General features: G+C 42.1%; 20 protein-coding genes, 1 tRNA gene and 3 pseudogenes. 18 read left to right on the forward strand and 6 right to left on the reverse strand.

Going from position 1 to position 25,905, the window contains the following annotated elements; translation table 11 throughout:
* Positions 1-20: 20 nt before the first annotated feature.
* Positions 21-2,573, forward strand: coding sequence for a TonB-dependent receptor (locus JCM15907_RS03780; RefSeq protein ID WP_242396812.1), 2,553 nt, complete (start codon positions 21-23; stop codon positions 2,571-2,573).
* Between the two features lie 127 nt (positions 2,574-2,700).
* Here JCM15907_RS03780 and JCM15907_RS03785 read toward each other — a convergent pair whose 3' ends face one another.
* Positions 2,701-4,494, reverse strand: coding sequence for a hypothetical protein (locus JCM15907_RS03785; RefSeq protein ID WP_025842777.1), 1,794 nt, complete (start codon positions 4,492-4,494; stop codon positions 2,701-2,703).
* Positions 4,495-4,942: 448 nt separating this feature from the next.
* On the opposite strand from JCM15907_RS03785, the pseudogene JCM15907_RS10605 reads away from it, so the two are divergent.
* The 4 genes and pseudogenes from JCM15907_RS10605 to JCM15907_RS03805 all read left to right on the forward strand — a co-directional run bounded on the left by JCM15907_RS10605 (position 4,943) and on the right by JCM15907_RS03805 (position 9,928).
* Positions 4,943-7,695, forward strand: a pseudogene (locus tag JCM15907_RS10605) (DNA gyrase/topoisomerase IV subunit A).
* A 19-nt stretch (positions 7,696-7,714) separates the two neighbouring features.
* A complete protein-coding gene (locus JCM15907_RS03795; RefSeq protein ID WP_025842778.1) occupies positions 7,715-8,581 on the forward strand; it encodes a DUF3316 domain-containing protein in 867 nt (288 codons plus the stop codon).
* Positions 8,582-8,593: 12 nt separating this feature from the next.
* Positions 8,594-9,658, forward strand: a complete 1,065-nt coding sequence (locus JCM15907_RS03800; RefSeq protein ID WP_025842779.1) for a S41 family peptidase — start codon at positions 8,594-8,596, stop codon at positions 9,656-9,658.
* A gap of 185 nt (positions 9,659-9,843) precedes the next feature.
* Positions 9,844-9,928, forward strand: a tRNA-Leu gene (locus JCM15907_RS03805).
* 152 nt (positions 9,929-10,080) lie between these two features.
* Here the strand turns inward: JCM15907_RS03805 and JCM15907_RS03810 are convergent.
* Positions 10,081-10,428: a DUF6122 family protein gene (locus tag JCM15907_RS03810; protein ID WP_025842780.1), complete on the reverse strand. Its 348-nt coding sequence runs from the start codon at positions 10,426-10,428 to the stop codon at positions 10,081-10,083.
* Between the two features lie 277 nt (positions 10,429-10,705).
* On the opposite strand from JCM15907_RS03810, the gene nhaA reads away from it, so the two are divergent.
* The 13 genes from nhaA (at position 10,706) to JCM15907_RS03870 (ending at position 21,709) form a co-directional block, all read left to right on the forward strand.
* Positions 10,706-12,049, forward strand: coding sequence for a Na+/H+ antiporter NhaA (gene nhaA, locus JCM15907_RS03815; protein WP_025842781.1), 1,344 nt, complete (start codon positions 10,706-10,708; stop codon positions 12,047-12,049).
* 497 nt (positions 12,050-12,546) lie between these two features.
* Entirely contained in the window at positions 12,547-12,927 is a 381-nt protein-coding gene (locus JCM15907_RS03820) for a T9SS type A sorting domain-containing protein (protein ID WP_025842782.1), read from the forward strand.
* 63 nt (positions 12,928-12,990) lie between these two features.
* Positions 12,991-13,914, forward strand: coding sequence for a dimethylarginine dimethylaminohydrolase family protein (locus JCM15907_RS03825; RefSeq protein WP_025842783.1), 924 nt, complete (start codon positions 12,991-12,993; stop codon positions 13,912-13,914).
* Positions 13,915-15,303 (forward strand): DNA repair protein RadA, encoded by a 1,389-nt coding sequence (radA, locus tag JCM15907_RS03830; protein WP_025842784.1) that lies wholly within the window; start codon positions 13,915-13,917, stop codon positions 15,301-15,303.
* Positions 15,304-15,359: 56 nt separating this feature from the next.
* Complete coding sequence (locus JCM15907_RS03835; RefSeq protein WP_025842785.1) at positions 15,360-16,082, forward strand: DUF5131 family protein; 723 nt, start codon at positions 15,360-15,362, stop codon at positions 16,080-16,082.
* Positions 16,083-16,270: 188 nt separating this feature from the next.
* Entirely contained in the window at positions 16,271-16,708 is a 438-nt protein-coding gene (locus JCM15907_RS03840; RefSeq protein WP_025842786.1) for an NfeD family protein, read from the forward strand.
* A gap of 42 nt (positions 16,709-16,750) precedes the next feature.
* Positions 16,751-17,770 (forward strand): SPFH domain-containing protein, encoded by a 1,020-nt coding sequence (locus JCM15907_RS03845; RefSeq protein ID WP_025842787.1) that lies wholly within the window; start codon positions 16,751-16,753, stop codon positions 17,768-17,770.
* Between the two features lie 17 nt (positions 17,771-17,787).
* Positions 17,788-18,765, forward strand: coding sequence for a glycosyltransferase family 2 protein (locus JCM15907_RS03850; protein ID WP_036885470.1), 978 nt, complete (start codon positions 17,788-17,790; stop codon positions 18,763-18,765).
* 119 nt (positions 18,766-18,884) lie between these two features.
* Positions 18,885-19,841 (forward strand): FAD:protein FMN transferase, encoded by a 957-nt coding sequence (locus tag JCM15907_RS03855; RefSeq protein ID WP_159099908.1) that lies wholly within the window; start codon positions 18,885-18,887, stop codon positions 19,839-19,841.
* An 84-nt stretch (positions 19,842-19,925) separates the two neighbouring features.
* Entirely contained in the window at positions 19,926-20,147 is a 222-nt protein-coding gene (locus JCM15907_RS13955; RefSeq protein ID WP_370664407.1) for a ferritin-like domain-containing protein, read from the forward strand.
* Positions 20,148-20,152: 5 nt separating this feature from the next.
* Positions 20,153-20,407: a ferritin-like domain-containing protein gene (locus JCM15907_RS13960; RefSeq protein ID WP_370664408.1), complete on the forward strand. Its 255-nt coding sequence runs from the start codon at positions 20,153-20,155 to the stop codon at positions 20,405-20,407.
* Positions 20,408-20,485: 78 nt separating this feature from the next.
* On the forward strand, positions 20,486-21,217 hold the full coding sequence (locus JCM15907_RS03865; protein WP_242396793.1) for a 5'-methylthioadenosine/adenosylhomocysteine nucleosidase: 732 nt from the start codon (positions 20,486-20,488) through the stop codon (positions 21,215-21,217).
* A gap of 12 nt (positions 21,218-21,229) precedes the next feature.
* Positions 21,230-21,709, forward strand: coding sequence for an S-ribosylhomocysteine lyase (locus JCM15907_RS03870; RefSeq protein WP_025842791.1), 480 nt, complete (start codon positions 21,230-21,232; stop codon positions 21,707-21,709).
* Positions 21,710-21,967: 258 nt separating this feature from the next.
* On the opposite strand, the gene JCM15907_RS03880 is transcribed toward JCM15907_RS03870, so the two are convergent.
* The 4 genes and pseudogenes from JCM15907_RS03880 to lipB form a co-directional block, all read right to left on the reverse strand.
* Positions 21,968-23,182 carry an FprA family A-type flavoprotein gene (locus JCM15907_RS03880; protein WP_025842792.1) on the reverse strand — a complete coding sequence of 405 codons (1,215 nt, stop codon included), beginning with the start codon at positions 23,180-23,182 and terminating at the stop codon, positions 21,968-21,970.
* 64 nt (positions 23,183-23,246) lie between these two features.
* Positions 23,247-24,085 (reverse strand): annotated as a pseudogene (gene lgt, locus JCM15907_RS10615) (prolipoprotein diacylglyceryl transferase).
* Between the two features lie 17 nt (positions 24,086-24,102).
* Positions 24,103-25,003 (reverse strand): annotated as a pseudogene (locus JCM15907_RS10620) (diaminopimelate dehydrogenase).
* 85 nt (positions 25,004-25,088) lie between these two features.
* Complete coding sequence (lipB, locus tag JCM15907_RS13965) at positions 25,089-25,817, reverse strand: lipoyl(octanoyl) transferase LipB (protein ID WP_370664410.1); 729 nt, start codon at positions 25,815-25,817, stop codon at positions 25,089-25,091.
* Positions 25,818-25,905: the final 88 nt, after the last annotated feature.

Genomic DNA, 25,905 nt, shown 5'->3' on the forward strand with positions numbered 1-25,905 from the left:
TCTTTGTCTCTATCTTTCAGATGGTAGCGGAGGGTAGCACTCCCCCTTACAAGAAGAAGCCTCTGCCTTCGGATGCCAACGTGGTAGGGCATGTTATTGATGCTCTTACAGGAGAGCATGTACCTGGTGTAACTATTCAAATCAAAGGCACTACTTTCGGCACCAGTACCGATGCTACGGGGCATTACTTTCTTCGTAACATAAAGCCTGGAGAGATCACCCTCGTAATGCGTGGAGTAGGCTACTTGAGCCAAGAACGTACCATAGTAATACAGCGCAACAAAGTTGTCGAAGTTAATTTTGAAGCGGAGCAAGATGTGGTAAGTATTGATGAAGTGGTGGTAAGTGCCAATCGACAAGCTACCTTGCGCCGTTTGGCTCCTACCATTGTAAATGTTGTTGACGAAGAGGTGTTTAGCCGTGTCAATGCTAATAACTTGGCTCAAGGTATCATCTTCCAGCCCGGTGTACGTGTAGAAAACGACTGCCAAAACTGTGGTTTTAACCAAGTGCGCATCAACGGACTTGATGGTCGTTATACGCAAATCCTTATCGACAGCCGTCCTATATTTAGCGCTTTGGCAGGTGTGTATGGTATAGAACAGATACCTACCAATATGATAGACCGTGTAGAGGTGGTACGTGGTGGTGGCTCTGCCCTCTTTGGTTCTTCTGCTATCGGAGGTGTGGTGAACATTATTACCAAAGAGCCTACGCGCAATAGTTTCAGCTTCGGAGAGTCTTTGACCTTTACAGGATTGACCGCTCCTGACAATAACTTGAACCTCAACGCTTCTATTGTAACAGACGACAATAGAGCAGGAGCGATGGTATTTGGTCAAGCTCGTTATCGCTCGGCATGGGATGCTAACGGCGATGGGTACAGTGAATTGGGAAAGTTGAACGGTCGTTCTATCGGTGCTCGTACCTTCTTGCGCACGTCGGACTACTCCAAATTGACCGCAGAGTTACATACTATTCAAGAGTATCGTCGTGGTGGAGACCATCTCGACTGGCCTGACCATGTAGCAGGCGTATCGGAGCGTGTAGACCATAGTATATATAGTGGTAATATGAAGTTTGACCTTTTCTCCTCGGATTACAAACATCATTTCTTGGCTTATGTTTCCGGTCAGCGTGTGAATCGTAATAGCTACTATGGCGGTATTGGTGAGCATCAAGATGATAAGGGCAATCGTTTGGGACAATTGGGGCATCCTATCCCTGGAGAACTATTTGGTATTAACTACGGCGTAACGAAGGGCTCTACCTATATGGGAGGTGTACAGTACTCTTACGATATGGATAAACTCTTCTTTATGCCTGCGCAATTGCTTTTGGGTACGGAGTATGTGTACGACCATCTCAATGATATTATGCCTATTCGTAACTGGTACACAGAAAAAGATGATAAGGGCAATCTCATACAGCTCTATCCCCCCGTTGATCAGCTCATTCATAACTTGAGTGTCTTGGGGCAGTTGGAGTGGAAGAACGATAGGTTTTCGCTCCTCTTAGGCGGTCGTTTGGATAGTAACAGTGCTGTTCGCAATAAGAATGGCAATGTAACACCTATCATAAGTCCTCGTGCTACTCTGCGCTACAATCCAACGAAAGATGTCAATTTCCGCTTCTCTTATGCCAAAGGTTTCCGTGCGCCTCAGGTGTTTGACGAAGACCTACACGTAGGTGTGGTTAATGGAGATGTACAACGTGTTACCAATGTGGCAGGGCTCAAACCTGAAACAAGCCACGCTTTCAACCTCAGTGCCGACCTTTATGGCAACTTCGGAGCGGTTAAAACGAACTTCCTTATTGAAGGTTTTTATAACCAACTGAAGGATGTATTTGTAACTGAAAAGGTAAATGTGGAGAACGGTATCACCAACTTTAATCGTATCAATGGTTCGGGAGCCAAAGTAATGGGGGTAAACCTTGAGGGTAAATTGGCATGGAATATATTCCAATTCCAAGCAGGTTTTACTCTTGCCAGCAATAAATACGATGCCGAAGAGGAGTGGGGAGAGATAGCTACGCTTGATGCTAATGGATTGCCTCAATTCGAGCTCGATGCAGAAGGAAAGGTAGAGACTGTTTCTACCAAAGGAAAGTCTACTCAAATCACTCGTACTCCATCGGCTTATGGATACTTTACTTTGGGCATCGAGCCTGTGAAAAACTTCAATATAGCTCTTACGGGAACTTATACAGGGTCTATGTATGCACCTCATGCGATTGTACTTGGCACAGAACAGAACGAATTTGCCAAGAGTCTCTCGGCAGAGCAAATAGAGGATGCTTTCAAGAAGGCAGGCTTTGACCCCACGACAACAGAGATTCCAGAGGTGCATGCAGATCGTTTGGTAAAAACGCCTTCGTTCTTCGACCTTGGATTTAAGTTCTCTTATGCTTTCAATATCTTCTCAACTGACTTGGAGGTATATGCAGGTATGAACAATGTATTCAATGCTATTCAGAAGGATTTCGATTTCGGTCCTGACCGAGATAGTGCCTACATATATGGTCCTACTCAGCCTCGCTCCGCTTACATGGGCTTGAAGTTCAATTTCTAAGATAATGTTCGATTAGGATAGTAGACTCCTAATAAAACATTGTGATACAATAAAAGGCGTGCTACCGAAGAGTTGCACGCCTTTTCTATTGAGAGGGCTTCGACTAATACTTTCTATTAGAGAATTTTTAGCGAGCAATTTGGAGGCGATGCACCTCGTTTGTGCCCGATACTTTAATAATATAATTGCCTACAGGAAGTGATGCCACCGATAGGGTAGCTACCTCTTCCGAGAGTATGCCTTGTGCTGCTACATCTCCCAAAAGAGTGTAGATGGTATAGCTCTTGCCCGAAGCTCCTGAGATGGTAAAAGACGTAGAAGCTACGGTCGGATAGATGTGTACGGCATTGACTGCAACATCAAGGATACTACTATCGTCAAAGCCTGCATAGGGAAGAGGTTTATCTCCTCTTGTATTGGCATCCAATACTTTCCAGCCCTTAGATTTCAGCTGATCTACCTGTGCTATGGTGCAGCGATTTTCTTCCTTACCAACAGAGAGGTCTACTACCATAAACTTTCCTGGAGTTGACTTGAGTAGAGATGCTACAATCTTACCCATTGCTTCTTTCTTGATGTTGTTGCTGTAGCAGAAGACTGTATGTAGTTGGGTTGAGTTGAAAATGATTTCTTTGAGTTGATTTTCTCCTCCTCTGAAATCTTCTAATTGTGTACAATGTTGTAAGTCAAGTTTTTTGAGCTTATTGTTGGCACAGTAAAGAACTTGGAGAGATGTGTTTTTAGAGAGGTCTAATTCTTCTATTTTGCACCTTGTTACGCCGAGTTTGAGAAGATTGGGATTCTTTGACAGGTCTAACTCCTTAATGGGAGTATCCGATATTGTCAATTCTTTGAGAGCTGGGTTATTAGAGACATCCAAAGTGCTTATACCCGTTTCATCCAATTGTAATGCAAAGAGGTTAGGGTGCTTGCTTACATCAATTTGGGTTAGAGCGGTGCTACCTACACAGTCCAACACTTGTAATTGGCTATTTTCGGTAGAGAGTTTCAGATTTTGAATGTCGTTTCTCTCCAAATACAGCTTTCTTAACTTAGGATTTTTAGATAGATCAATGCTTTTTATATTGTTGAACTTGAGCATTATTTGGTCTAATTCGGGGTTGTTGGATAGGTTGACATCCTCTAATATATTGTTGGGAGCCCAAAGAGTGGTTAAGTTCGGTAGAGCAGAGAGATCAAGTTTTGATAGGTTACATTCACCAGCTGCAAACTCATTGAGGGCAGGTACTCTGCTCAAGTCGAGGTCAAAATCTCTGTTCCCACTGATGTTTAGTGCCTCTAATTTGGATAGATCTCCCTCGGGAAGAGAGGAGAGGCTTGTTCCTCCAATGTCCAGTTTGGTTAGTCCTGTAATGCCTTTTAGGTCGAGTTTAGAGATTCTTCTATTCGAAGCAATGCGTAATTCCTTTAATTTATTCATGCCTAATAGATTGATCTCTTTGAGCTGATTCTCGTTCAAATTGATTGCCTCAAGAAGCATATTGCCCGATAAGTCTATAGCTCGTAGTTTGTTGTAGTGTAGCGCAAGTTTTATCAGACCTGGATTTCCTTTTAGGTCTGCCTTAACAATACCAGAGTTACCACAGAATAGAGTGTGTGCAGGTCCATAGATGGAGAGAGTATTGCCCATACGAGGCCCCGTGAAGCTACATAGTTCACTCTCGGGAATTGCGTTTTCATCACTCCAAGCTTCTTCGGGCTCTCTTGTTCCATTTCCATTTAGATCGACCCAAACTAATGGGCGGTCGGCCTCTTCTGCTCCAAGTGTTACCATCCAGAGAGGCATCTCCTCCTCTGATTCCAAAGTTATTTTTTGAGTGGTGGTTTGAGCTAAGGCTAAAGGGGTAGCTATCATACTTCCCCAAGCAATGGTTAGCCAAATACGTAGTGCTTTTTTCATAATCCTATTATTCTTGTTTATTAAAATATTAGCCTGTGTGGTTTTATAAAGTCTGTTCTTCTCTTTGATTATGGCAAATATATCAAAATAATTTATTTATAGAATCTCTTTTTATAGATATAATTATCCAAACAATGTTGTTTTGTTGGTTAAAAGAACTCAATAGGGCTCTTTTAGATTTGTTTTTGAAGCTTGGAAAATAGATTTAGAGATTGTTGTATAAGGTTCAAACCTAATATGACGAACTCCTAGCACGACTTTTCAGAATGATGTAATAAATGAGAAGAGTGTAAGGTGGATGCAAAGCAAATTTTCGGAATATGTCGAAGCGAGTAGTTTTTTCTTCCGAGATAGGTTTGTTCCCCAAAAGATGTATCTGTTTAGTCTTCCTCGACTTTGCTTAAAAAAGTATATTTGCTCTATCAAAATACCCTTTTAAGTAAACTTAATGAGTACAGAGATTCACACAAATGAGTTCCCTATAGAGGAAGAAAGTAACTCTCAAGAAACAGAACTTGGTTTCAACTCGCTACCGAATAGAGAAGGAGAAGAAGAGCTCACAGACACGCTCTCGAAAGAAATACAAGATGCCGATAGCCTCTCTACAAACGTAGAAGGGGGCGATAAAGATCGCATCCATTCTCTTACGAATATGTATCGCACATGGTTTCTTGACTATGCTTCGTATGTTATTCTTGAGCGAGCCGTACCTCATATAGACGATGGACTTAAACCTGTACAGCGACGCATACTGCACGCTATGCACCTCTTTGAGAATGGACATTTACATAAGGTCGCAAAGATTGTAGGGCAGACTATGGCGTTTCACCCTCATGGTGATGCTCCATTAATGATGCCTTGGTACAGTTAGGACAAAAGGGGTATATGGTAAACACTCAGGGAAACTGGGGTAATATATTGACAGGAGACGAAGCAGCTGCTGGTCGTTACATAGAAGCAAAGCTATCTCCTTTGGCTTTGGAGGTGCTTTTTGACTCCAAATTGACCGAATGGAAACGCTCGTATGATGGTACTGCTTTGGAGCCAGTTTCGCTCCCGTCTCGTTTTCCCCTTCTTTTGGCACAAGGAGCGGAAGGGATTGCAGTTGGGCTTTCTTCCAAAATTTATCCACACAATCCTAAAGAGCTGTTAGAGGCAGCCATATCCTACTTAAAAGGAGAAGACTTTGTTCTTTATCCAGATTTCCCAACGGGAGGGCTACTTGATGTAGAGCGTTACAATGATGGACACAGAGGGGGTAGTCTTAAAAGTCGAGCTAAAATTGAGCGCATAGGAGAACGTTTGTTGAGCATCTCTGAACTTCCCTATGGAAAAACTACCGCCACACTGATAGAATCTATCCTTAAAGCGAATGAAAAGGGTAAAATAAAGATTAAGCATATTGACGATATGACTGCGGCGACCGCTGATATACGCATCCAGCTGCCTGCAGGAGTATCGACCGATAAAACAATTGATGGATTATATGCTTTTACAGACTGTGAAGTATCTCTTTCGCCCAATGCTTGTGTAATCAAAGATGGTAAACCTCTTTTTTTGGGTGTGTCAGATATCCTTAAGCACAATGTAACTCGTACGCAACATCTTTTAGAAGAGCAACTCCGATATCGTTTAGGCGAACTTACCGATAGTCTTCTTTCAGCTTCGCTTGAGCGTATTTTTATTGAAAATCGCATTTATAAAGACCGAGAGTTCGAAGAAGCTGCCAATGAATCAGAAGCATTAACACACGTACAGCAACGCATTGAAAAGATCGAAGGTCTCTCTTTCGTTCGTCCTATTACTCAAGAAGACCTCAAACGACTGTTAGAAATTAAGATGGCACGCATACTACGATTTAACATCGCCAAGCATGAAGAGCTCATTGCAAAGCTCTCCAAAGAGGCGAATAAGGTGCGTAAAAATCTTGCAAACAGCACTCAATATACTATCGCCTATTACGAACATCTTCTGAAGGAGTATGGAGGCTCTTGGGAGCGTAAGACCACATTAAGTCGCTTTGGTACTATAGAGGCGGTAAAGGTTATAGAAACCACTGAGAAACTTTACATAGATAGAGAGGGTGGTTTTGTGGGAACAGGGCTTAAAAATGCAGAATACGTAGCTGAATGCTCTCCCATAGATGACATTCTTATAATCTATAAAAACGGGACCTACCTTATTACGAAAGTAGAAGACAAAAAGTTTATCGGAAAGGGAGAGGTGCTGTACATCAATCGCTTTCAACGTAATGATGTACGCACTATTTATAATCTCATCTACCGACAGGGGAAAAAGGGACCATATTTTATAAAACGATGTAGTATAACTGGCATTAATCGAGACAAAACCTACGATCTTACAGATGGCACGGACCACTCTAAAATTGTCTATTTCACAGCGAACTTTAATGGAGAGGCAGAGGTGGTACGCATTACCCTTAAACCTCAACCTCGTATGCGTGTATTGGTTTTTGAAAAAGATTTCAAAGAGGTCCCTATTAGAGGTAAAGGTACGCGTGGCAATCTGGTTACTCGTGCCGAGGTACAACGCATAGCCTTAAAGCAAAAGGGTGGATCTACTCTTGGAGGACGTAAGGTGTGGTTTGATCGAGATGTACTACGCCTTAACTACAATGAACAGGGCGATTATATTGGAGAGTTTGAGGCTAACGACCGTCTCTTAGTAATCCAAAAAGATGGCACTATCTACACCACAGACTTTAGCGAGAGCAACCACTTTGCAACTGACGTTGTACGTGTAGAGAAATACGATGCTCAAAAGATTTGGAGCGTGGTGTATAAGGATAAGCAACAAGGATTTTTCTATCTCAAAAGATTTTCGATGGAAGACTCAACGAAGCCTGTATTGATGCAGGGAGAGGAGAATGAGCTGGTTCTCTTCTCCGATACTTACTATGCTCGCTTTGGAGTGATTTTCGATGGACATGATGCCGATCGTCCCGAAGAAATAATCGAAGCTGCCGATTTTATAGGTCTAAAAAGTATTCGTGCCCGAGGCAAACGCCTTACAACACGCAAGGTAGCCTTTGTAGAAGAGCGAGAACCTCTTCGCTATCCTACACCTACTGTTGCGGTCGAGCCTATATATGAAGGTGAAAGTGAAGAAAATCGAGAAGATACGGATTTGCAAAAAGTGGAAACCTCAGAAACGCTGTTTGAAGATGACTTTCGTGCATAAACCTTAACTTGAACTAACTATGAAACTCCGTATCCTTCAATTCTATCTACTACTATTAGTGGGAGCTATTTGCACATCGTTATCTGCACAAAACACTCCTTCGAGTAGTTCGTACAGAGCTATATCTGTTGGTGTAGGAGGGGCCATTCTCTCCGACGAATACTTAACCCCTTTGCGATATGGAGGTAGTATATATGGGCTAAGGTGGGAGGAAGAAAAAGCATTAAAACTATCTCTCCCTATACTTTTACACTCAGATGCCTCTTTTGCTTATGCCACCGTTCTAAATCCTGCTTACACAGCAAAGATGGATTTTATCCGAGGAGAATTTCAAACAGAAGGTCTCTACTTATGGCAGCTTCCCTATGGTGTTAAATTCGCAACAGGTCCGGGAGTACGATTAACTATGGGGGGGAGACTTCACTCTCGCAATGGCAATAATCCTGCTACTCTTGATGCCAAGGCGGACTTGACGATAGGGACCACTATCGCCTATCGTCTTCCTTTCGAGACTTGGCCTATAGCTTTCCGTTGGAGAGTTACCTATGGGCTTATTGGACTATCCAATCATTTGGCTTATGGAGAGAGTTATTACGAACGGGAATTTATACGTAATGGAGTAGCCCGTTCTTTCCTTTTCACACACCCCTTCAATCAAAACTACTTTGCTACACGAATGACGATAGATATTCCTCTTTGGAATTTATGCACGCTACATGTGGGGTATCAGTGGTCGTATGATAAGAGTTCCCTCAAACGGCGCATTCGTTCTGCTGAGAGTCATATGGCATTCATTGGTTTCTCCTTGGAACAGTTAACTTTTAAGGGACGAAAAGCTATGCGCAACGAAACACACAGAACTCTACTTTTTGATACATTTCAGTAAAGAACCCATACTATGAAACATATTATATTCGGTCTACTGCTCCTGCTTGCTCTTATGAGTAGTTGTTCTACCCGAGGTGATTATGACCCTTCGCCACAAAGGAACTATGATGCCCTTTGGAAGATTTTAGATGAAGGGTATTGTTACTTTGATGAAAAACTCCCAAAAGACTCTACTTGGGCAGACATGTATCAGAAACATCTCCCGAAGATTTACGCTGGCATGACACAGGACTCGCTCTTTGATGTTATGTCGGAGCTTCTTGCTGAACTAAAAGATGGACATGTAAATCTCTTTGCCTCTTTTGATTTAAGTCGATATACCCAATGGCACAGTAATTACCCCAGCCACCTGAATACAAAAGTGAGAAGTCTCTATTTAGGAGATAAATATCGTATAGCTGGCGGATTGTATTACACGCCCCTACGATATCTTAATCATGAAAAAGATAGTATAGGTTATATCGTATATAATAGTTTCTCTTCGAGTATAACTCTCTCCAATGTTGCATCGGCATTCACTCGTCTTAAAGATTGCAAGGGATTGATAATAGACATTCGTAATAATGGAGGAGGACAGATTAATTACTCCTCGCTTTTAGCTGCCCACTTTGCTCCAAAGCGGATTCTAACGGGATACATGCGCCATAAAACAGGACCAGGACATCATGATTTCTCTACCCCATCGCCCGTCTATTTAGATACGTTAAAGCAGGGGGTAAAATGGTTTCGCCCTGTGGTGGTTTTGGTCAATCGAGGGGTTTATAGCGCTGCCAACGATTTCGCTGTGGTTACTAAAGAACTTCCCTACGTAACTCTTATGGGTGATAAAACAGGAGGAGGGGGAGGATTGCCCGCAAGCAGTGAGCTTCCGAATGGATGGGCAGTGCGTTACTCTTCTTCAATATTGACCGATGCCCGAGACCAAAGTATTGAGTTCGGGATTGAGCCACACTACTATATCTCTCTTAAAGAAGAAGATATAGCTCAAGGAAAAGATACCCTTATTGAAGAAGCTATTACCTACATTCACCGTAAAATTCAAAAAGCAAAGCGTACAGGATACTACGAGAAATGAAACTTTAATATGCTCTATTTTTCTCTCTACGGGCAGTAGCAAGGAGTGTTGTATGAGTTTCAAAAAGTTTGTTTTTAACGTACTTTTTATGAGATTGAGCAGAATGTTGCAGTTAATGCTGTAATCTGTCCCACAGATATTCTTCCTATTTTCAGAAAAAGTATTACCTTCGCAACCGAAATAACGCGGATGTGGTGTAATTGGTAGCCACGCTAGACTTAGGATCTAGTGCTGAGAGGCGTGAGGGTTCGAGTCCCTCCATCCGCACCACTGAGTGGTAGACACTCGGAACAGCCCTTTCTTTTCTAAAGAGAAGAGAGGGCTGTTTTTGTTAGCTCTATTTGAAAAGAGAGTTGTTCAAGGAGCCTGTTGAGAGCTATTTTAATACCACCAGACTTTTGGGCGTTATTACGCAATAGGTTTTATAAAAGGTAATTCCAAAGATAGTAGTCCTGAAAATCTGTAAACATATGAAAGAGTAGTCCAATAGCCATAGGACGCCACCACCAGCTCCACCCCCATTTTTTATAGGGCAATAACGTCATTATAAAGTAGATAGCAATAGCCCAATAGGAATGTAATGGGTGAAAATTGATACTACAACGATTGGGGTCAAACATAGGTACTGCAAAAAGGTGGTCTAAGTCTACCAACATCGTTGCCAACATTACTAAATAAACCCTCCAAACGTTCTTTTTAGAGTAAAGATAAGCTATTAGTAAAGGAGCTAAAAAATGTAAGCTATAATGTACTATTGTTTGGAGCGTCATCTGTTTTTACTATTTATTATTGCATTACAGTCGTCAAAGGTACTACTTCAAGGACTAAAAACTATTGTTCAAAACACCTGCCTTGCGCCTTAATAAACATTATGGAAGTGTTGCGAAAGCTCTTAGACACGAGTTCGCCACACACCATAAACTCTCCAAAACCATAAAAGTATAGGAGATCTACATTTACTAATCCTTAAAAGTACATCCATAGGGAAAATAGACTACCTTTGTCCCGCAGAGAATAAAGTCCTATCTAAACAAGGTAATCGAATTTATGAATAGTGGGCAATTAATCACTCCTCTGAAGAATTTCATCAGTCGCCGACTCGATTCTTCCGTGCTGCTTTTTATAGCGTCTTTAGCGGCCATCTTTATTGCTAATAGTCCTTTTAGTTCTTTATATCAATCCTTCATCGAATATCCTATATTCATCCAAATAGGGAATTTTGAGTTATTCAAACATGGGGAACATACGATGACGTTGCTAAGCTTTGCTAATGATGTCCTTATGGTACTCTTTTTCCTCCAAGTAGGTTTGGAGATTAAACAAGAAGGCTTGGTCGGAGAGTTGTCTTCGGCACGCAAGGCGATATTTCCCGTAGTAGGGGCAATGGGTGGAATGATTGTTCCCATCCTTGTTTTCTTTCTTTTTTGCTCTCATTCGCCCGAATCAAGAGGTATGGCTATTCCTATGGCAACAGATATAGCGTTTGCTCTGGCTGTCCTCTCTTCTTTAGGTTCTCGAGTGCCACCTGCTCTAAAAACTTTCTTAGCCACTTTGGCTGTAGCCGATGATATAGGTGGCATTATTGTAATTGCTCTGTTTTACAGCACGCATCTTAACTTAGTAATGCTCTTATGGGCTATCGGAGTCTTGGTAGTACTCTTTCTTTTGGGGCAACTCGGTATACGCAAATTATGGTTATACTATTTGAGTACTTTTGTGGTGTGGTATCTTTTCTTGCAGTCTGGTATTCATACAACTATTGCAGGCGTATTGGTCGCTTTTGTAGTTTCTGCTCGTCCTTCTATCCCTACTCAACGTATGGTACTTTTGATACGAGGGATGTTGGGGCTTTTTCCTGAAGAAGAGCAAAAAACGGCAGGACGAGCTATTCTTCTGCCTCATGAGCAAGTGGCTGTGGTCTACACTATGAGTCAAACAGTCCGCGGAGCCGTAAATCCCGTGCAACGTATGGAGTCTCAATTAGCCCCTATTGTAAACTTTATTGTCTTACCTCTATTTGCCTTTGTAAATGCTGGAGTTGCTTTCGGAAACATCTCTACTGAACAGCTACTGGATGTACCCTTAGCTATCTCAGCAGGGCTTTTCATCGGTAAACCTTTGGGTATCTTTACATTCTCCTACCTCTTTTTGAAGCTCACAAAAGGGATTATGCCGGTTGGAATGACTACAAAAAATCTTGCTGCACTCTCTGTATTAGGAGGGATTGGGTTTACTGTATCGCTTTTTGTAGCATCCCTTTCTTACGGGCAACCTCAGTATGCAACCCTCCTCAATGAGGCCAAGATTGGTATTTTCGTCGGGAGTATTGTATCGGGGCTTGTTGGCTTCTTTCTTCTTAAAAAGTTCTTACCTCAAAAGGGTAGAGCCTAATATTGCTACACACGTGCTTGTTTTGAAGCGTTAAATCGAAGCGAGGTTTTCTATATAGAGCTTATGCCTTCTTGTAAAGGTGTAGGCTCTTTTTGTATGCCACTTCTATATACTTATGCAGCTTAAATGTTTGAGTTTATAAGCATTGATACCAGCTAAACAAACCATCGTTGCAAACTGCCCCAACCATCTGTGCAAACTCTCGAAAGGATTAACCCTTTTTCTCATAAGTATCATAGGTAAAAAAGTTCTAACAGCTACAATTATTTTCCTTATATAGAAGTTCTGTATTCTTTGCATTACTATTGACTTTTGACTTAACTATGCTTCTATCTCTCTTCTTTTTCAATGTCTTATAGTTATAGAATCTGGAAATTCTTGCAAGAAGATTATTGTAATAGGCTTTTTTAGTTCACACAACAACACCTATTTGCCACTTATAAAGCATTCGCTGAAATCTTTTTCTTATATTTGTCCTGTAAATGTTTAGGATTTCTATGAAACAATATAATACGTCTTTCCATAAGCTCTTTTTCATAAGTACCTTGTTACTTACGCTCTCTATATCTCAAGCGCACTCTTCAGAGACAGATACAACTTTGCCCCTCTTATCAGCAATAGAGATGGAGTTTGCCTCGGGTACAGAATTTCTCCCCTCTAATGGAGTAGCTGTTACTCCCTCGGAGGTCATTATCTCTCTGCCGTTTGAAGAGCAGACTATTGTCATCTACGATATTACAGGTAGAGTTTGGTACAAAGGATTCTCTTCGGGAGAGAAGCAAATTTATATTAGTCGCTCTTCTTTACCCTCAGGACTTGTACTTATAGAGATAGTCAGTAAGGAGAAACAGAGACGCGTTATCAAAGTAAAATTATAGATATTCACTTACCACTCTAACATTGGGCAGTGCTCAGAGTAGAGTGTTTTTCTTTTTGTTTATATGGGAATCATAGCTCCGAACGTAAGCACTGAAACAGGAGTGCTGAAGGTCGTGGTGTTGGGCCTTCCTGATTCTTTAGGACCTCAACCTACCTTAGAAGAGACTTACGATGCAACAAGTTACCAATCTGTATTAAAGGGGATATACCCTTCTGACGAGAGCATAAAAAAAGAGATGGATGCCCTCCACTCTCTGCTTCTTAAGCATAATGTACGAGTGCTTCGTCCAGATCTTATACAAGATTACAATCAGATTTTTGCACGCGATGTTGCTTTTACCATAGAAGACAAGCTCTTCGTCTCGAATATGATTGAAGACCGTAAAAAGGAGACCGAAGCTTTTGCCCCTATATTTCATGCTGTACAATCGGATGCCATAGTTCATCTTCCAGAGGGGCTACACATCGAAGGAGGAGATGTTTTGCTCTATGGAGAGTATTTATTTATCGGCTCATGTCGAGAAGAAGACTTTGGGCGCTACAAAACTGCTCGAACCAACAAGGAGGCTATTGAATACTTTACTCGTCTCTTTCCAGACAAGAAAGTCATCCCTCTAAAGCTCAAGAAGCATGATCAAGACCCTACAAAATCTGTATTGCATCTCGATTGTGCTTTCCAGCCTATTTCTAAAGGCCGAGCGGTCGTTTATCCTAATGCCTTTGTAGACCCTCAAGAGTACCAAATTATAGAAGACATATTCGGCACGGAAAATCTCTTTAAGGTTACCGATCAAGAGGCTCGAGCTTTAACGACCAACTTTGTATCGTTAAACCCCGAAACGGTTATTACCGAAGAACGTTTCGAACGACTGAATTCTTTTCTTGCCAATGAATGGAAGATGCAAGTGGAACGGGTACCCTACCACGAGATTTCTAAAGAAGGAGGATTGCTTCGATGTTCGACCTGCCCTCTGTTGAGAGAATAAATGCCAAAAGAGAAGAAAGTATATACTTGTATTTCCTGTGGTGTTTCCTATGCTAAGTGGCAGGGGCAATGCTCTTCTTGTCACGAATGGAATACGCTACAAGAAGAAACTATTTATCCGACCTCTACACAACCCAAAAGTGCAGAGGTCGTTAGCCGCCTTATAGGAGAGACGGCACACCAACAGCCCAAACCTCTACGTACACTAACCGCAGAGGGAGAGGAAAGGTTAGATCTCTGTGATCATGAGTTCAATCGGGTCTTAGGCGGAGGTTTAGTGAAAGGCTCTTTTACCCTATTGGGAGGAGAGCCAGGCATTGGCAAATCGACCCTAATACTGCAAACAGTAATCCGTATCCCTAATATAAAAACGCTCTACGTTTCGGGAGAAGAAAGTGAGCATCAACTTAAAATGCGAGCAGATCGCCTCGGAGGGCGAGAGAGTGAGGTGCTTATTTATTGTGCGACTTCTTTAGAGGAGATTTTAGACAAAGCTAAGAGCCTTCAACCAGATCTTTTGGTCATAGACTCTATACAAACCACCTATACACAACTCTCGGATAGTTCGCCTGGAAGCCCTACTCAAATACGAGAGAGTGCCAACCTATTACTTCGCTATGCCAAGCTCAATCACACTGCTGTAATTGTCGTGGGGCATATCAATAAGGAGGGAAGTATTGCGGGTCCTAAGGTATTAGAACACACAGTTGATACCGTACTCCAGTTTGAGGGAGACAAGCACTTCCTATTTCGTATTCTTAGGAGTTCGAAAAATAGGTTTGGTAGCACTAACGAATTGGGTATTTATGAAATGAGAGGAGATGGACTCAAGATCATAGAAAATCCTTCGGAGCTTCTTATCTCTCCTAATATGGAAGGGCTTAGTGGTAGGTCGGTAGCGGTAGCTTTAGAGGGAGTTCGCCCCCTGCTCATAGAAACACAAGCCTTGGTAAGCACCGCTATATATGCCAATCCTCAACGGTCAGCGACAGGTTTTGACCTCCGACGGATGAATATGCTCTTGGCAGTTTTAGAAAAGCGAGCAGGTTTTAAACTTATCAAACAAGATGTTTTCTTAAATATCGCAGGAGGCATCCGCATTAACGACCCTGCCGTAGATCTATCTGTTTTGGTAGCTGTTCTCTCTTCTGTATTGGATAGAGCTATACCAAGTACCATGTGTTTTACGGGGGAGATAGGCTTATCGGGCGAGTTACGAGCTGTAAGTCGTATCGAACAACGTATAGCAGAGGCCGAGCGTATTGGCTTTACTGATATTGTTGTACCGGCAGGTAATGCTTCTGCTATAGAACTATCTCATTATCGCATTCGAGTACATTACTGTAACAATACGGAGGAGGCCCTCAGAGTAGTATTTCAACACTCTTGATGGAGTCGCTTTTCGCTCTTACTTAAGGGGTATTCGACATAAAAAGGAGTTTTTCTGTGGATAAAGTATGGAACTTATGGCACGGTTGTAACAAAAAGAGTGAGGGCTGTTTGCATTGCTATGTGTTTCGCCGAGATGCTGAGTTTGACATAGATTCCACCTTTATTCGCAAAACTCGATCTTTCGACCTCCCTATACGTCGTAATCGTAGAGGAGGCTACAAAATACCCTCAGGAACTTTGATGCTGACCTGTTTCTCTTCTGACTTTTTCATAGAAGAGGCAGATGCTTGGCGGATAGAAGCTTGGCAAATGATAAGGATGCGCCGAGATCTCCACTTCTTTATTATAACGAAACGTCCTGAACGCATCATTTCTTCACTTCCTTCCGATTGGGGTAGTGTAGGTTATGAAAATGTAACCATCTGTTGTACCATAGAAAATCAAATACGTAGCGATGAGCGATTACCTATTTTCCAGATACTTCCTCTTCCGCATAAAATGATCATCTGTGAACCCTTGCTTGAAAGTATAGACTTTCATGGGCAACTCTCTTCATGGTGCGAAAAAGTAATCGTTGGAGGAGAGTCGGGACCTCAAGCACGCCCCTGCCACTACGAATGGATACTTGCCATCCGAGAGCAGTGCCTACAAGCTCGTGTTCCCTTCTATTTTAAGCAAACGGGAGCGAACTTTCACAAGGAGGGTATTGCCTATCAGATAGCTCGCTCACTGCAGTTGCAACAAGCACAGAGAGCGGGCATTGACTATCTTCCATAGCATTCGAAGTAAAGAGCGTGAAGCCAACTCTCTCCAAAAGCCCAGTCTCAAGAGATTTCCTTGCCTTCTATTATGCGATAGAATTGCCATGTTCAGAAAAGATTAGTTCTCTTATTTAGACCTTTGGTTACATAGTATTTTTAACTACATTTGTAAGACAAAGTTCATCATTAATTGTATCAGACGTTATGAATGTTACTCTTATTTGGTTTATAGCGGGCTTAGTTCTTTTCCTGCTAGAACTCTTGACCCCAGGCTTTGTGCTTGCGTGCTTCGGGGTGGGCTGTGTATTGGCCTGCATACCCGCTTTCTTTGGAGGAGGCATTTTATTACAATCATTCTTTTTTGCTGGGGGGGCTATCCTCTCTCTCTTTTTATTGAGGCCTCTGCTGAATAAGTATAGTAAGAAAAAGCCTCAAGCTACAGGTGTCGAAGCCTTAACAGGACGTGTAGGACGTGTGGTGCGACCGATTGATGGTAACAAGAGACAAGGGCGAGTAGCGGTAGATGGGGATGAATGGTTAGCTCTCTCTTCAGATGCTAATACCTATATAGAGGAGGGGGCACGAGTTGAGATAGTGGGCCATGAAAGCATTGTCCTTATAGTGCGTCCTATGGTGGAATAACCGATTTTATCTGAATATTAAACGATTAAATAAAATATTTTTATGAGTCCAACATTGATTATCGTCGGGGTTATTGTGTTATTGGTAATCTTCTTTGTATCGCAAGGATTAACCATTGTACAGCAGTCGGAAACTATGATTATAGAGCGTTTAGGACGCTTTCATAAGATTCTAAACTCAGGCGTTAATATCATTATCCCATTTATTGACCGCCCCCGTGCTATGGTGTGGCGCTATACTTCTCAAAGTCCTAAGGGGACGCCAGTAGTGCGTTTTAGCTCTATCACCCACATTGATCTTCGTGAAACGGTGTATGACTTTGCTCGACAAAGCGTTATCACTAGAGACAATGTAGTTACAGAGATCAATGCCATTCTCTACTTTCAAATAGTAGACCCTATGCGTGCGATGTATGAAATTTCGAATCTTCCTGTAGCTATTGAGATGCTTACACAAACCAGTTTGCGTAATGTAATTGGAGAAATGGATTTGGATGAAACACTTACCAGCCGTGATACTATCAATAGTAAACTGCGTGACATCTTGGACGAGGCAACTAATAAGTGGGGGGTAAAGGTCAATCGAGTAGAACTCCAAGACATTAATCCACCACGAGATATTCGTGATGCTATGGAAAAGCAGATGCGTGCCGAACGTGATAAACGTGCTCAAATCCTTACTGCAGAAGGACAGAAAGAGGCCGTAATACGTGAGTCAGAAGGTATTATGCAGCAGTCTATTAACCATGCAGAAGGACAGAAAAAGGCGGAAATTCTTGCTGCCGAAGCAGAGTCTCAGGCTAAGATTCTTAGAGCAGAAGGAGAAGCAGAAGCTATTCGAAAGATTGCAGAGGCTGTGTCAGGTACAGGGGCAGAACCTACTCAATATCTCATTGCTATGCGTTATCTCGAAGTGATGACTCAAATGGGAGCGAACAAAAACGATAAAGTTATATTCCTTCCTTACGAAGCTACAGGTATACTATCGGCTTTGGGTGGTATTAAGGAAATTGCAGGAAAAGGAACTCTCAATACGATTCCTCCTTTCAAACCCAATCTGTAATCTCTGAATAGAGTTTTATGGAATATAATCAAGATAATTTGTTAGACGTTTCTATCGTTATACCTCTATACAACGAAGAGGAATCTCTTAAAGAATTGCATGACCGTCTTCGGACGGTTATGCTCCAAGAGGGGTTCTCCTACGAAATTATCTTTGTAGACGATGGGAGTACTGACCTCTCGTGGCAAGTAATTTGTTCTCTTAGAGAAAGCTATCCTGAGGTACGCGCGCTTCGTTTTGCGAGAAATTACGGCAAGTCCGCTGCCTTGCAGTGTGGTTTTAAGCGAACGAAAGGGAGATTAGTGTGTACGCTGGATGCAGATTTGCAGGATCAGCCTGAAGAGCTTCCCGAAATGTGTCGCATGATTAGAGAGGAGGGCTACCACTTGGTAAGTGGATGGAAACAGAAGCGTTTCGACCCCAAGTGGCGCAAGAATATCCCCTCTAAGTTGTTCAACGCAACGGCTCGCAAGGTCTCCGGTATCAAAAATCTACACGATTTTAACTGTGGGCTCAAAGTCTACCGACGTGAAGTTATCGATTCTATCGAACTCTACAACGATATGCATCGCTATATCCCATATTTAGCAAAAAATGCTGGATATGGGCGCATTGGAGAGAAAGTTGTGCAACATGCTCCTCGCAAGTATGGCTACACCAAGTTTGGTTGGAGCCGTTACTTCAATGGGTATTTAGATTTGCTAACCTTGTGGTTTTCGTCTCGTTTCGGACGTAAGCCTATGCACTTCTTCGGCTTTATTGGGAGTTTAGTTTTTCTTATAGGCTTTGTTGCGCTCGTGGTAGTATTGCTCTCCAAATTTATAGCTCTTACAAGAGGCATTCCTGCTTCTTTAGTAACAGACAGGGTCTACTTTTATATAGCCCTCACTGCTATGGTTATAGGTACTCAGCTTTTTTGTGCAGGTTTTATAGGAGAGCTTCTCTCACGCCAAGACAGTAATCGCAATGAGTACAATATCAGAGAAGAAATCTAAAACTCTTTATGAAACTTACTCGTTGGTTCTTTAGGACAGCTTGCTTTATCCTGTTAGTTGTTAGCAGTGTATCTTGCTCTTTTGAGAAACAGAATACTCAGAAGAGTTATTTTACTGAAATGGGAGAGATATTTCATACTCTATTTCATGTAAAATATGCCTCTAAAGAGGAGCAAAGTGATGCTATTAAACAAGCCTTGCTACAGCTGAATCACTCCGCTAATCCATTTGACTCTACTTCTCTTCTGTATGCGATAAATAATAATACATCGATGGAAGTCGATAGTATTTTTACTTATCTATTCAATGAGGCGAAGCGGTTGTCCGAACTGACCCACGGTACTTATGATGTTACTGTTGGTCCCTTGGTCAATATTTGGGGCTTTGGGTTTGAACCATCTCCCTATCCTCAAGGAGCAGTACCTAAGGAGGCTATTGATAGTGTTCTAAATTTTGTTGGTTTTCAGAAGATAGTCCTTCGAGACAATAAGATTTATAAGGAAGATCCCCGTCTCAAAATAGATTTCTCCTCTATAGCTAAAGGATTTGCTTCGGACTTGGTCGCTCAGGCTCTATACCAGCAGGGGGTAGAAGACTATTTAGTAGAGATTGGGGGCGAAATTGCTTTCTTCGGATCCAATCCACAAGGTAAGGAATGGACTGTAGCAATAAGGAAACCTGTCTTAGATAGTGTTGGTTTAGAGCATTACAACGATCTCGAAACCATCATCGCTTTGCCTTCTTCTAAAAAGAAAGGAGGCTTAGCCACTTCTGGTAACTATCACAATTACAAAACGCGTGAAGATGGTACCATCTACGCTCACACCATTGATCCCATCAGTGGCTATCCTGTACAGACAGATGTACTGAGTGCTACAATCATTGCCGAGAATTGTGCTTGGGCAGATGCCTTGGCTACAGCCTCAATGGCTATGGGGTCGAAGCGAGCCGTAGAACTTCTAAAAACACTTCCCAACGTAGACTATTTCTTCATCTTAGCTAACGATGCGAAAAAGGAAGAGGGAATTTATCACTTCATAGCAAGCCCAACTTTCAATTCTTATATTGTAGAGTAGGGTTTACCACTCTCGTGACAAAACCTTTCAAAGTAACTATCTGTTCTATTAGAAGAACTATTGATTTTATAATATTATAGAACTATGAAAATTGGAAAAGTAGTAAATCAAGCTATCAACAAACAGATTAACCTTGAGATGTGGTCTTCTAACCTGTATCTCTCCATGTCTATGTATCTACAGTACCAAGGGTATGCAGGTATGGCTAAGTGGCTGATGAGACAATCTAAGGAAGAAATGGACCACGCCTACGATATGATGGACTTCGTAAATCGTCGTGGTGGCTGTGTAACTATTCTCCCTTAGCAGAAGTGCCTACGGAGTTTGGATCTGTTGCAGATGTGTTTACTAAAGTATATGAGCATGAATGCTTAGTTACCTCTAAGATTGAAGAGATGGTAGGTATTGCTTCTCAAGAGCGAGATATGGCTTCTCAAGACTTCTTCTGGAAGTATATTCGCGAGCAAGTAGAGGAAGAAGATACCGCAAGTAGTATCATCGACCGCATCAAACTTTCAAGAGAGCAGAGCCTCATCTTCTTGGACGAAGAGTTGGCTAAAGTGTGAGATTCTTTAATTAGACTTAACCCATAAATCATAAGCGACACACTCTATGCGATTGTTTTTCACAGCATTTCATAGAGTGTGTTCTGTTTTTCGATGACCAACTCTCTCTCTGTATCTAATAAAACGCTTGCTCTAATTGTGGCAATGCCTAAAGAGGCTTCCCTCATAGAGTCTTTTCTTCAAGAGGTAGAAACTATTCAAGTAGCGGGACTAAAGGCTCTTGTCGGGCAACATAATGGTGTTAAGGTTGTTTTAGCTTTGTCGGGAATTGGTAAAGTAGCCGCCGCAGTAACGACAGCAGAGGTAATCCGTACCTATGCCCCTGACTACATCGTGAATATAGGAGTAAGCGGAGGTATTCACGAGTCTGTGGAACAGGGTGATATTATCATAGCCGAGCAAGTTTGTTATCATGATGTTTTTTGCGGAACAGAGGTTGCTTGGGGGCAAGTGCAGGGTTTCCCTCTGCATTTTCTCTCTGCCCAATCGTTACTTGAGGTATTTCAAAAGACCTCTCTTCTCTATCATCAAGGGTTGGTGGTTTGTGGCGATAGATTCTTAACTAATACAGAAGAATTTGAGTTTATCCGTACTACTTTTCCTCAAGCTTTATCCATAGATATGGAATCGGCAGCTATCGCGCAGACTTGTTACATATATCAAACTCCTTTTGCTATTATCCGTGCCATCAGCGATACCCCAGGGAGGGGCGATAGTTACCAACAATACTCCTGTTTTTGGGAAGATGAATCTTTGCAACGAAAGGTGTTTCAACCTATTTTACAATTACTAAACAGCATAACACAATAAACAGCTATACGTATGGACAAAATACCCAGCTTCGAATTAGATCATATTCGCCTCAAAAGAGGGATCTATGTTTCTCGTCAAGACCGTTGGGACGATGTAACAATCACTACTTTCGATATCCGCATGAAAGAGCCTAACAGAGAGCCTGTGTTAGGTGTTCCCGAGTTACACACCATAGAGCATTTGGCGGCAACCTATTTGCGTAATCATTCTGAGTGGAAAGATAAGGTGGTGTATTGGGGACCTATGGGATGTTTGACGGGCAACTATCTACTGCTTAAAGGAGACCTAACCTCCAAAGATATTCTTTCATTGATGCGAGAAACCTTCGAATTTGTTCGGGATTTCGAAGGAGTAATCCCAGGAACAGAGCCAAGAGACTGTGGAAATTGCCTACTGCACAACCTCCCTATGGCTCGCTACGAGGCAGAAAAGTATCTTCGAGAAGTACTCAATGTAGCCACGGAAGAGAATCTCGTTTATCCCAAGTAAGAAATTCTATAAGCTTCTAAAAGCCTGGTTTAATGGATTTTTTCCAAGGCATTTTTAGAATGCTCTATAATGCTTGTATAGGCGGTGGTATTAAGGTTACAATTTCAGCCGAAGAGAATAATTGTATTTTAGAAGGCCTTGAAACACCGTTCATAAGAGTAAAAATCCTTCAGTGGAACAATTCCACTGAAGGATTTTTACTTTAGTGCTTGAATGGTTTTCAACTGCAATTTCCCCTGCAAACAGTAAGGGTTGTTGCTATTCTTGATAGAGCTCGTTGAGGCGCTGTGCTACTGCTTGACCTAATTCGAACGCCTTCTTGAGGTCTGCCTCTTCGGGGGCGCCCATTTGTTCCAGAGGTTCACCTACAATCTCCCACTTCAACTCTTCCATGATAGGAACGATCTTGCGAACAGCTTGTCCTGCCCAAGTACAAGAGCCAAAAACGGCACAGATATGATCCTTAACTTCACGTAAACGAATCATATTGAGTATGTTCAGTATGGGCATATAAATTTCATTACTATAGGTAGGGCTACCCACAATAAAGGCACGATAGCGGAAGAGATCTCGAAGGATGTAAGAGGGGTTCGTGCGAGATACATCGTGGCATACCACGTTTTTGATGCCCGCAGCTCCCAAACCTCTTGCTATGGTATCTGCCATTACCGTTGTATTACCATACATGCTACCATAGAGTACCACAGCTCCCTTTTCAGTTGCATAGCGACTAAGTTGGTCGTAGATAGCATAGGCACGCTCGAAGCCGAAATTAGTCCAAATAGGACCATGAGTAGAGCACACTTTATCTATGGGGAGGTTGAGTTCTTGGAACTTCTGCAACGCCTTTTGTACAAAAGAGCCATACTTCCCGACAATGCAAGCGTAGTAGCGGTACATTTCTTCATAGAAGTGTTCAAGGTCAAGTTCGCTATCTATAATGTGACCATCCAATGTGCCAAAGGTTCCGAATGCATCGGCAGAGAATAGTACTTTGTCGGTCGAATCATAGGTAAACATAACCTCTGGCCAGTGTACCATAGGAGCCATCACGAAGGTAAGTTTGTGATGTCCTGTGTCTATGGTATCGCCCTCAGCTACGGTTACGAGATCAGTAGTAATATCGGGGTAGTAGCTTTTTAGCATAGAAAAAGTTTTCTTGTTACCCACTACTTGCATATTGGGGTAGCGACGTTTGAGCATACCGATAGAGCCACTATGGTCAGGCTCCATATGATTTACAATTAGGTAGTCGATAGGTTTGTCGCCTATGACGCGCTCTATTTGTCTGAAAAATTGCTCCGAATAGCAGATGACAACAGTATCAACTAATGTAATTTTTTCATCAACGATGAGGTAAGAGTTATAGCTCACTCCATAGGGAAGAGGCCATAAACTTTCGAAAAGATCTTTGGTACGGTCATTGACACCTACATAATAGATAGAGTCCGTAATACTTATTTGTGGAACCATTGTCTAAAGAATTACTATATTGTTTAATTACTTTTCTTGCGTGTTGTGGTGTATAAGTTGCTCCCTATACTTCTTGGGGTCGGCGTAGGGCACGTATTATTAGATAGAGTCCTGCTGCGATAAAGGGTATGCTTAGTAGCTGACCTTGGTTTAACCCTATGGCCTGTACCATATCTGTTTCCCAAGGTTCTTGAACTAATTTGACACTCTCAATGATGAGGCGTGCGATAAATGTGCCGAATAAAAAGAAGCCAACAATAAGACCTGGGCGATGGCGAGCAGCATCTTTTTTCCAATAGAGCCACATACAAACTCCAAATACAACGAGGTACGCTAACGCTTCATATATAGCTGTGGGATGGCATCCCAATGATGTATTCAGACTCAAATACTCGGGTGAACGCATAAATTGAAATCCCCAAGGGAGTGTAGTGGGTCTGCCAAATATTTCGCTATTCATAAGGTTACCAATACGTATCAGTGCCGCTACTAACCCAACGGTACTGCTAAACGGTCTAAAGTCCAAATCATGGGCTTATGGCTTACTTTGCGAGAGTAAATCCAAATAGCAATAATAATCCCCAAAGTGCCTCCATGGCTTGCCAAACCTCCTTCCCAAACTTTGAATATCTCTACAGGGTTGGCTAAATAGTAAAGAGGTTCATAGAAGAAACAATGTCCCAAGCGAGCACCGAGTACAGTACCGAGTACTACGTACCAAAATAACTTATCGTACCAGTTTTGCGGTAATTGCTCCTTTTTCCAAATACGAGCCACAATCCAAGGACCAAGGAAAAAGAGTCCGAGCCCAAATAAAAGCCCATACCAGCGCACCTCCCTACCGAGGAACGAGAATAGGGCAGGGTCTACATCCCATAGTATAGTATTTAGTATAGATGACATAATCTCTTATATTATACCTAACATAATTTCTTAATCCATTGTTCTCTCTCTCCAGGAAGCATGTCTATTGGCGCTATTTCGGGGAGTGTATAGGCACCAGAAGGCATTCGTAAAGCTGCTCTTGCGGCACATACCATAACTTGAGCAGTGAGAGCTGGATTGTTGATCTTCATATCGAACGAAAGAAGTTGATTGTGCGTAGCGCCCGAAACTCCCTTTCGGGTCATGTGTACGCCATGACCCATATCGATTAAGGTATCTACATCATCGACTATAAGCACATGCGTTTCATCATTTTTGAAGTAGTCGTCGCTCTTGATGCGTTGTATCACATCTGTGGCAGAGTAGCCTCTTGGAGTTCTACATATACCATACGGCGGTGGATACTGGTACCTATAGGTATGGTCATAGATAGAGCTTTTTTGACCCCATCAATAGCTTTTACAGCTACGGTATGCCCCATACTCATGCCAGGACCAAAGTCAGTATAGGTAATCCCTTTAGGTACAATAGCCTCCATCATAGTACGTACTATCGAATCAGTTCCTGGGTCCCATCCAGCAGCTATTATTGCAGTGGTATTATTTTGGCAGGCTACTTGACTTAGGGCGTTTCGTAAAGAGACAATATCGCCGTGTATGTCGAACGTATCCACTGTAGCAATACCACGAGACAAAGCTTCTTTTGCATATGACTCTACCGAGCGAGTTGGTACGGCGAGTAGTGCTACCTCTACATCTTCCAAGGCTTCGAGCTATCTACAACAGATATACCCGACAGCTCTTGAGGTTGTTTTTCATTGGGATAGCGACGCACAATGCCCACAAGTTCGAAGTCTTCGGCTTGGTTAATAGCTTCCAATGTATATTTACCGATGTTGCCGTATCCGACAATGGCTACTCTTATTTTTTTGTTCATAATGCAGTGCTTATATTTTTCTTTATGCGTATGGGCTTAAAAATTATGGATTAGTATCCAATTAGGTAAATGATACATTTTATTACTACTGAGCATTTTTCGTTAAAGCAATTGTTTGAGATGATTCTTTAGAAGTATGGTGCTTACGATAGGCAAGTGTAAAATGTCTTCTAAAACTCTCCTCTAACTGTTGTTTGACCAACTCCATAGATGTCGTGGACTTCATCTCTTGTTCCATAGATGTTACTCCCTTGTTGGTAAAGCCACAGGGGTTAATCCATGAAAAATAAGAGAGATCGGTAAATACGTTCAGAGCAAATCCATGCAGAGTGATGAAGCGAGAGGCGTGTACTCCAATTGCACAAATTTTTCTTGCTTTGGAAGTATTAGGTTCTATCCATACTCCTGTTGCTCCTTCCAAACGCTCGCCTACAATACCATTAAGGAGAAGCGTTTCGATAATGCATTGCTCCATAGTATAAATATATTGTTTGATGCCCATGCCAAATTGCTCAAGGTCAAAAATAGGGTAGCCTGTTATCTGTCCTGGACCATGGTAAGTGATGTCTCCCCCTCTATCTATACGATGTAGTTTTACTCCTCGTTGGGATAAGAGTGCTCCCGAAAGGAGCATGTTTTGCTCCTTGCCATGCTTGCCCAAAGTGAAAACAGGTTCATGCTCACAGAAGAGCAGATGATTGTCTGCAATAGTTTTGTTTTGTTTATGGAGGATAGCGGCTTCAAACAGGCTCTTTTGCAATTCATATGCCTTTGCATATTCGATATGTCCACAGTCTTTATAGGAGTAGGGCAGGTGTGAGTCTAAAGAATCAGAAGATTTTTTGCCTTGATATATATATTCCCCTTCTTTATTTGCTTTTAGATGCAACCCATCGAAAGAA

It is taken from the genome of Porphyromonas gingivicanis JCM 15907 (assembly GCF_000614585.1).
Classification (GTDB): domain Bacteria; phylum Bacteroidota; class Bacteroidia; order Bacteroidales; family Porphyromonadaceae; genus Porphyromonas; species Porphyromonas gingivicanis.

Bases quoted from the DNA above. Each gene is read 5' to 3' on its own strand.
- JCM15907_RS03780 (WP_242396812.1), top strand. From the start codon at position 21: ATGGTAGCGGAGGGTAGCACTCCCCCTTACAAGAAGAAGCCTCTGCCT.
- JCM15907_RS03785 (WP_025842777.1), bottom strand. From the start codon at position 4,494: ATGAAAAAAGCACTACGTATTTGGCTAACCATTGCTTGGGGAAGTATG.
- JCM15907_RS03795 (WP_025842778.1), top strand. From the start codon at position 7,715: ATGAAACTCCGTATCCTTCAATTCTATCTACTACTATTAGTGGGAGCT.
- JCM15907_RS03800 (WP_025842779.1), top strand. From the start codon at position 8,594: ATGAAACATATTATATTCGGTCTACTGCTCCTGCTTGCTCTTATGAGT.
- JCM15907_RS03810 (WP_025842780.1), bottom strand. From the start codon at position 10,428: ATGACGCTCCAAACAATAGTACATTATAGCTTACATTTTTTAGCTCCT.
- nhaA (WP_025842781.1), top strand. From the start codon at position 10,706: ATGAATAGTGGGCAATTAATCACTCCTCTGAAGAATTTCATCAGTCGC.
- JCM15907_RS03820 (WP_025842782.1), top strand. From the start codon at position 12,547: ATGAAACAATATAATACGTCTTTCCATAAGCTCTTTTTCATAAGTACC.
- JCM15907_RS03825 (WP_025842783.1), top strand. From the start codon at position 12,991: ATGGGAATCATAGCTCCGAACGTAAGCACTGAAACAGGAGTGCTGAAG.
- radA (WP_025842784.1), top strand. From the start codon at position 13,915: ATGCCAAAAGAGAAGAAAGTATATACTTGTATTTCCTGTGGTGTTTCC.
- JCM15907_RS03840 (WP_025842786.1), top strand. From the start codon at position 16,271: ATGAATGTTACTCTTATTTGGTTTATAGCGGGCTTAGTTCTTTTCCTG.
- JCM15907_RS03845 (WP_025842787.1), top strand. From the start codon at position 16,751: ATGAGTCCAACATTGATTATCGTCGGGGTTATTGTGTTATTGGTAATC.
- JCM15907_RS03850 (WP_036885470.1), top strand. From the start codon at position 17,788: ATGGAATATAATCAAGATAATTTGTTAGACGTTTCTATCGTTATACCT.
- JCM15907_RS03855 (WP_159099908.1), top strand. From the start codon at position 18,885: ATGGGAGAGATATTTCATACTCTATTTCATGTAAAATATGCCTCTAAA.
- JCM15907_RS13955 (WP_370664407.1), top strand. From the start codon at position 19,926: ATGAAAATTGGAAAAGTAGTAAATCAAGCTATCAACAAACAGATTAAC.
- JCM15907_RS03870 (WP_025842791.1), top strand. From the start codon at position 21,230: ATGGACAAAATACCCAGCTTCGAATTAGATCATATTCGCCTCAAAAGA.
- JCM15907_RS03880 (WP_025842792.1), bottom strand. From the start codon at position 23,182: ATGGTTCCACAAATAAGTATTACGGACTCTATCTATTATGTAGGTGTC.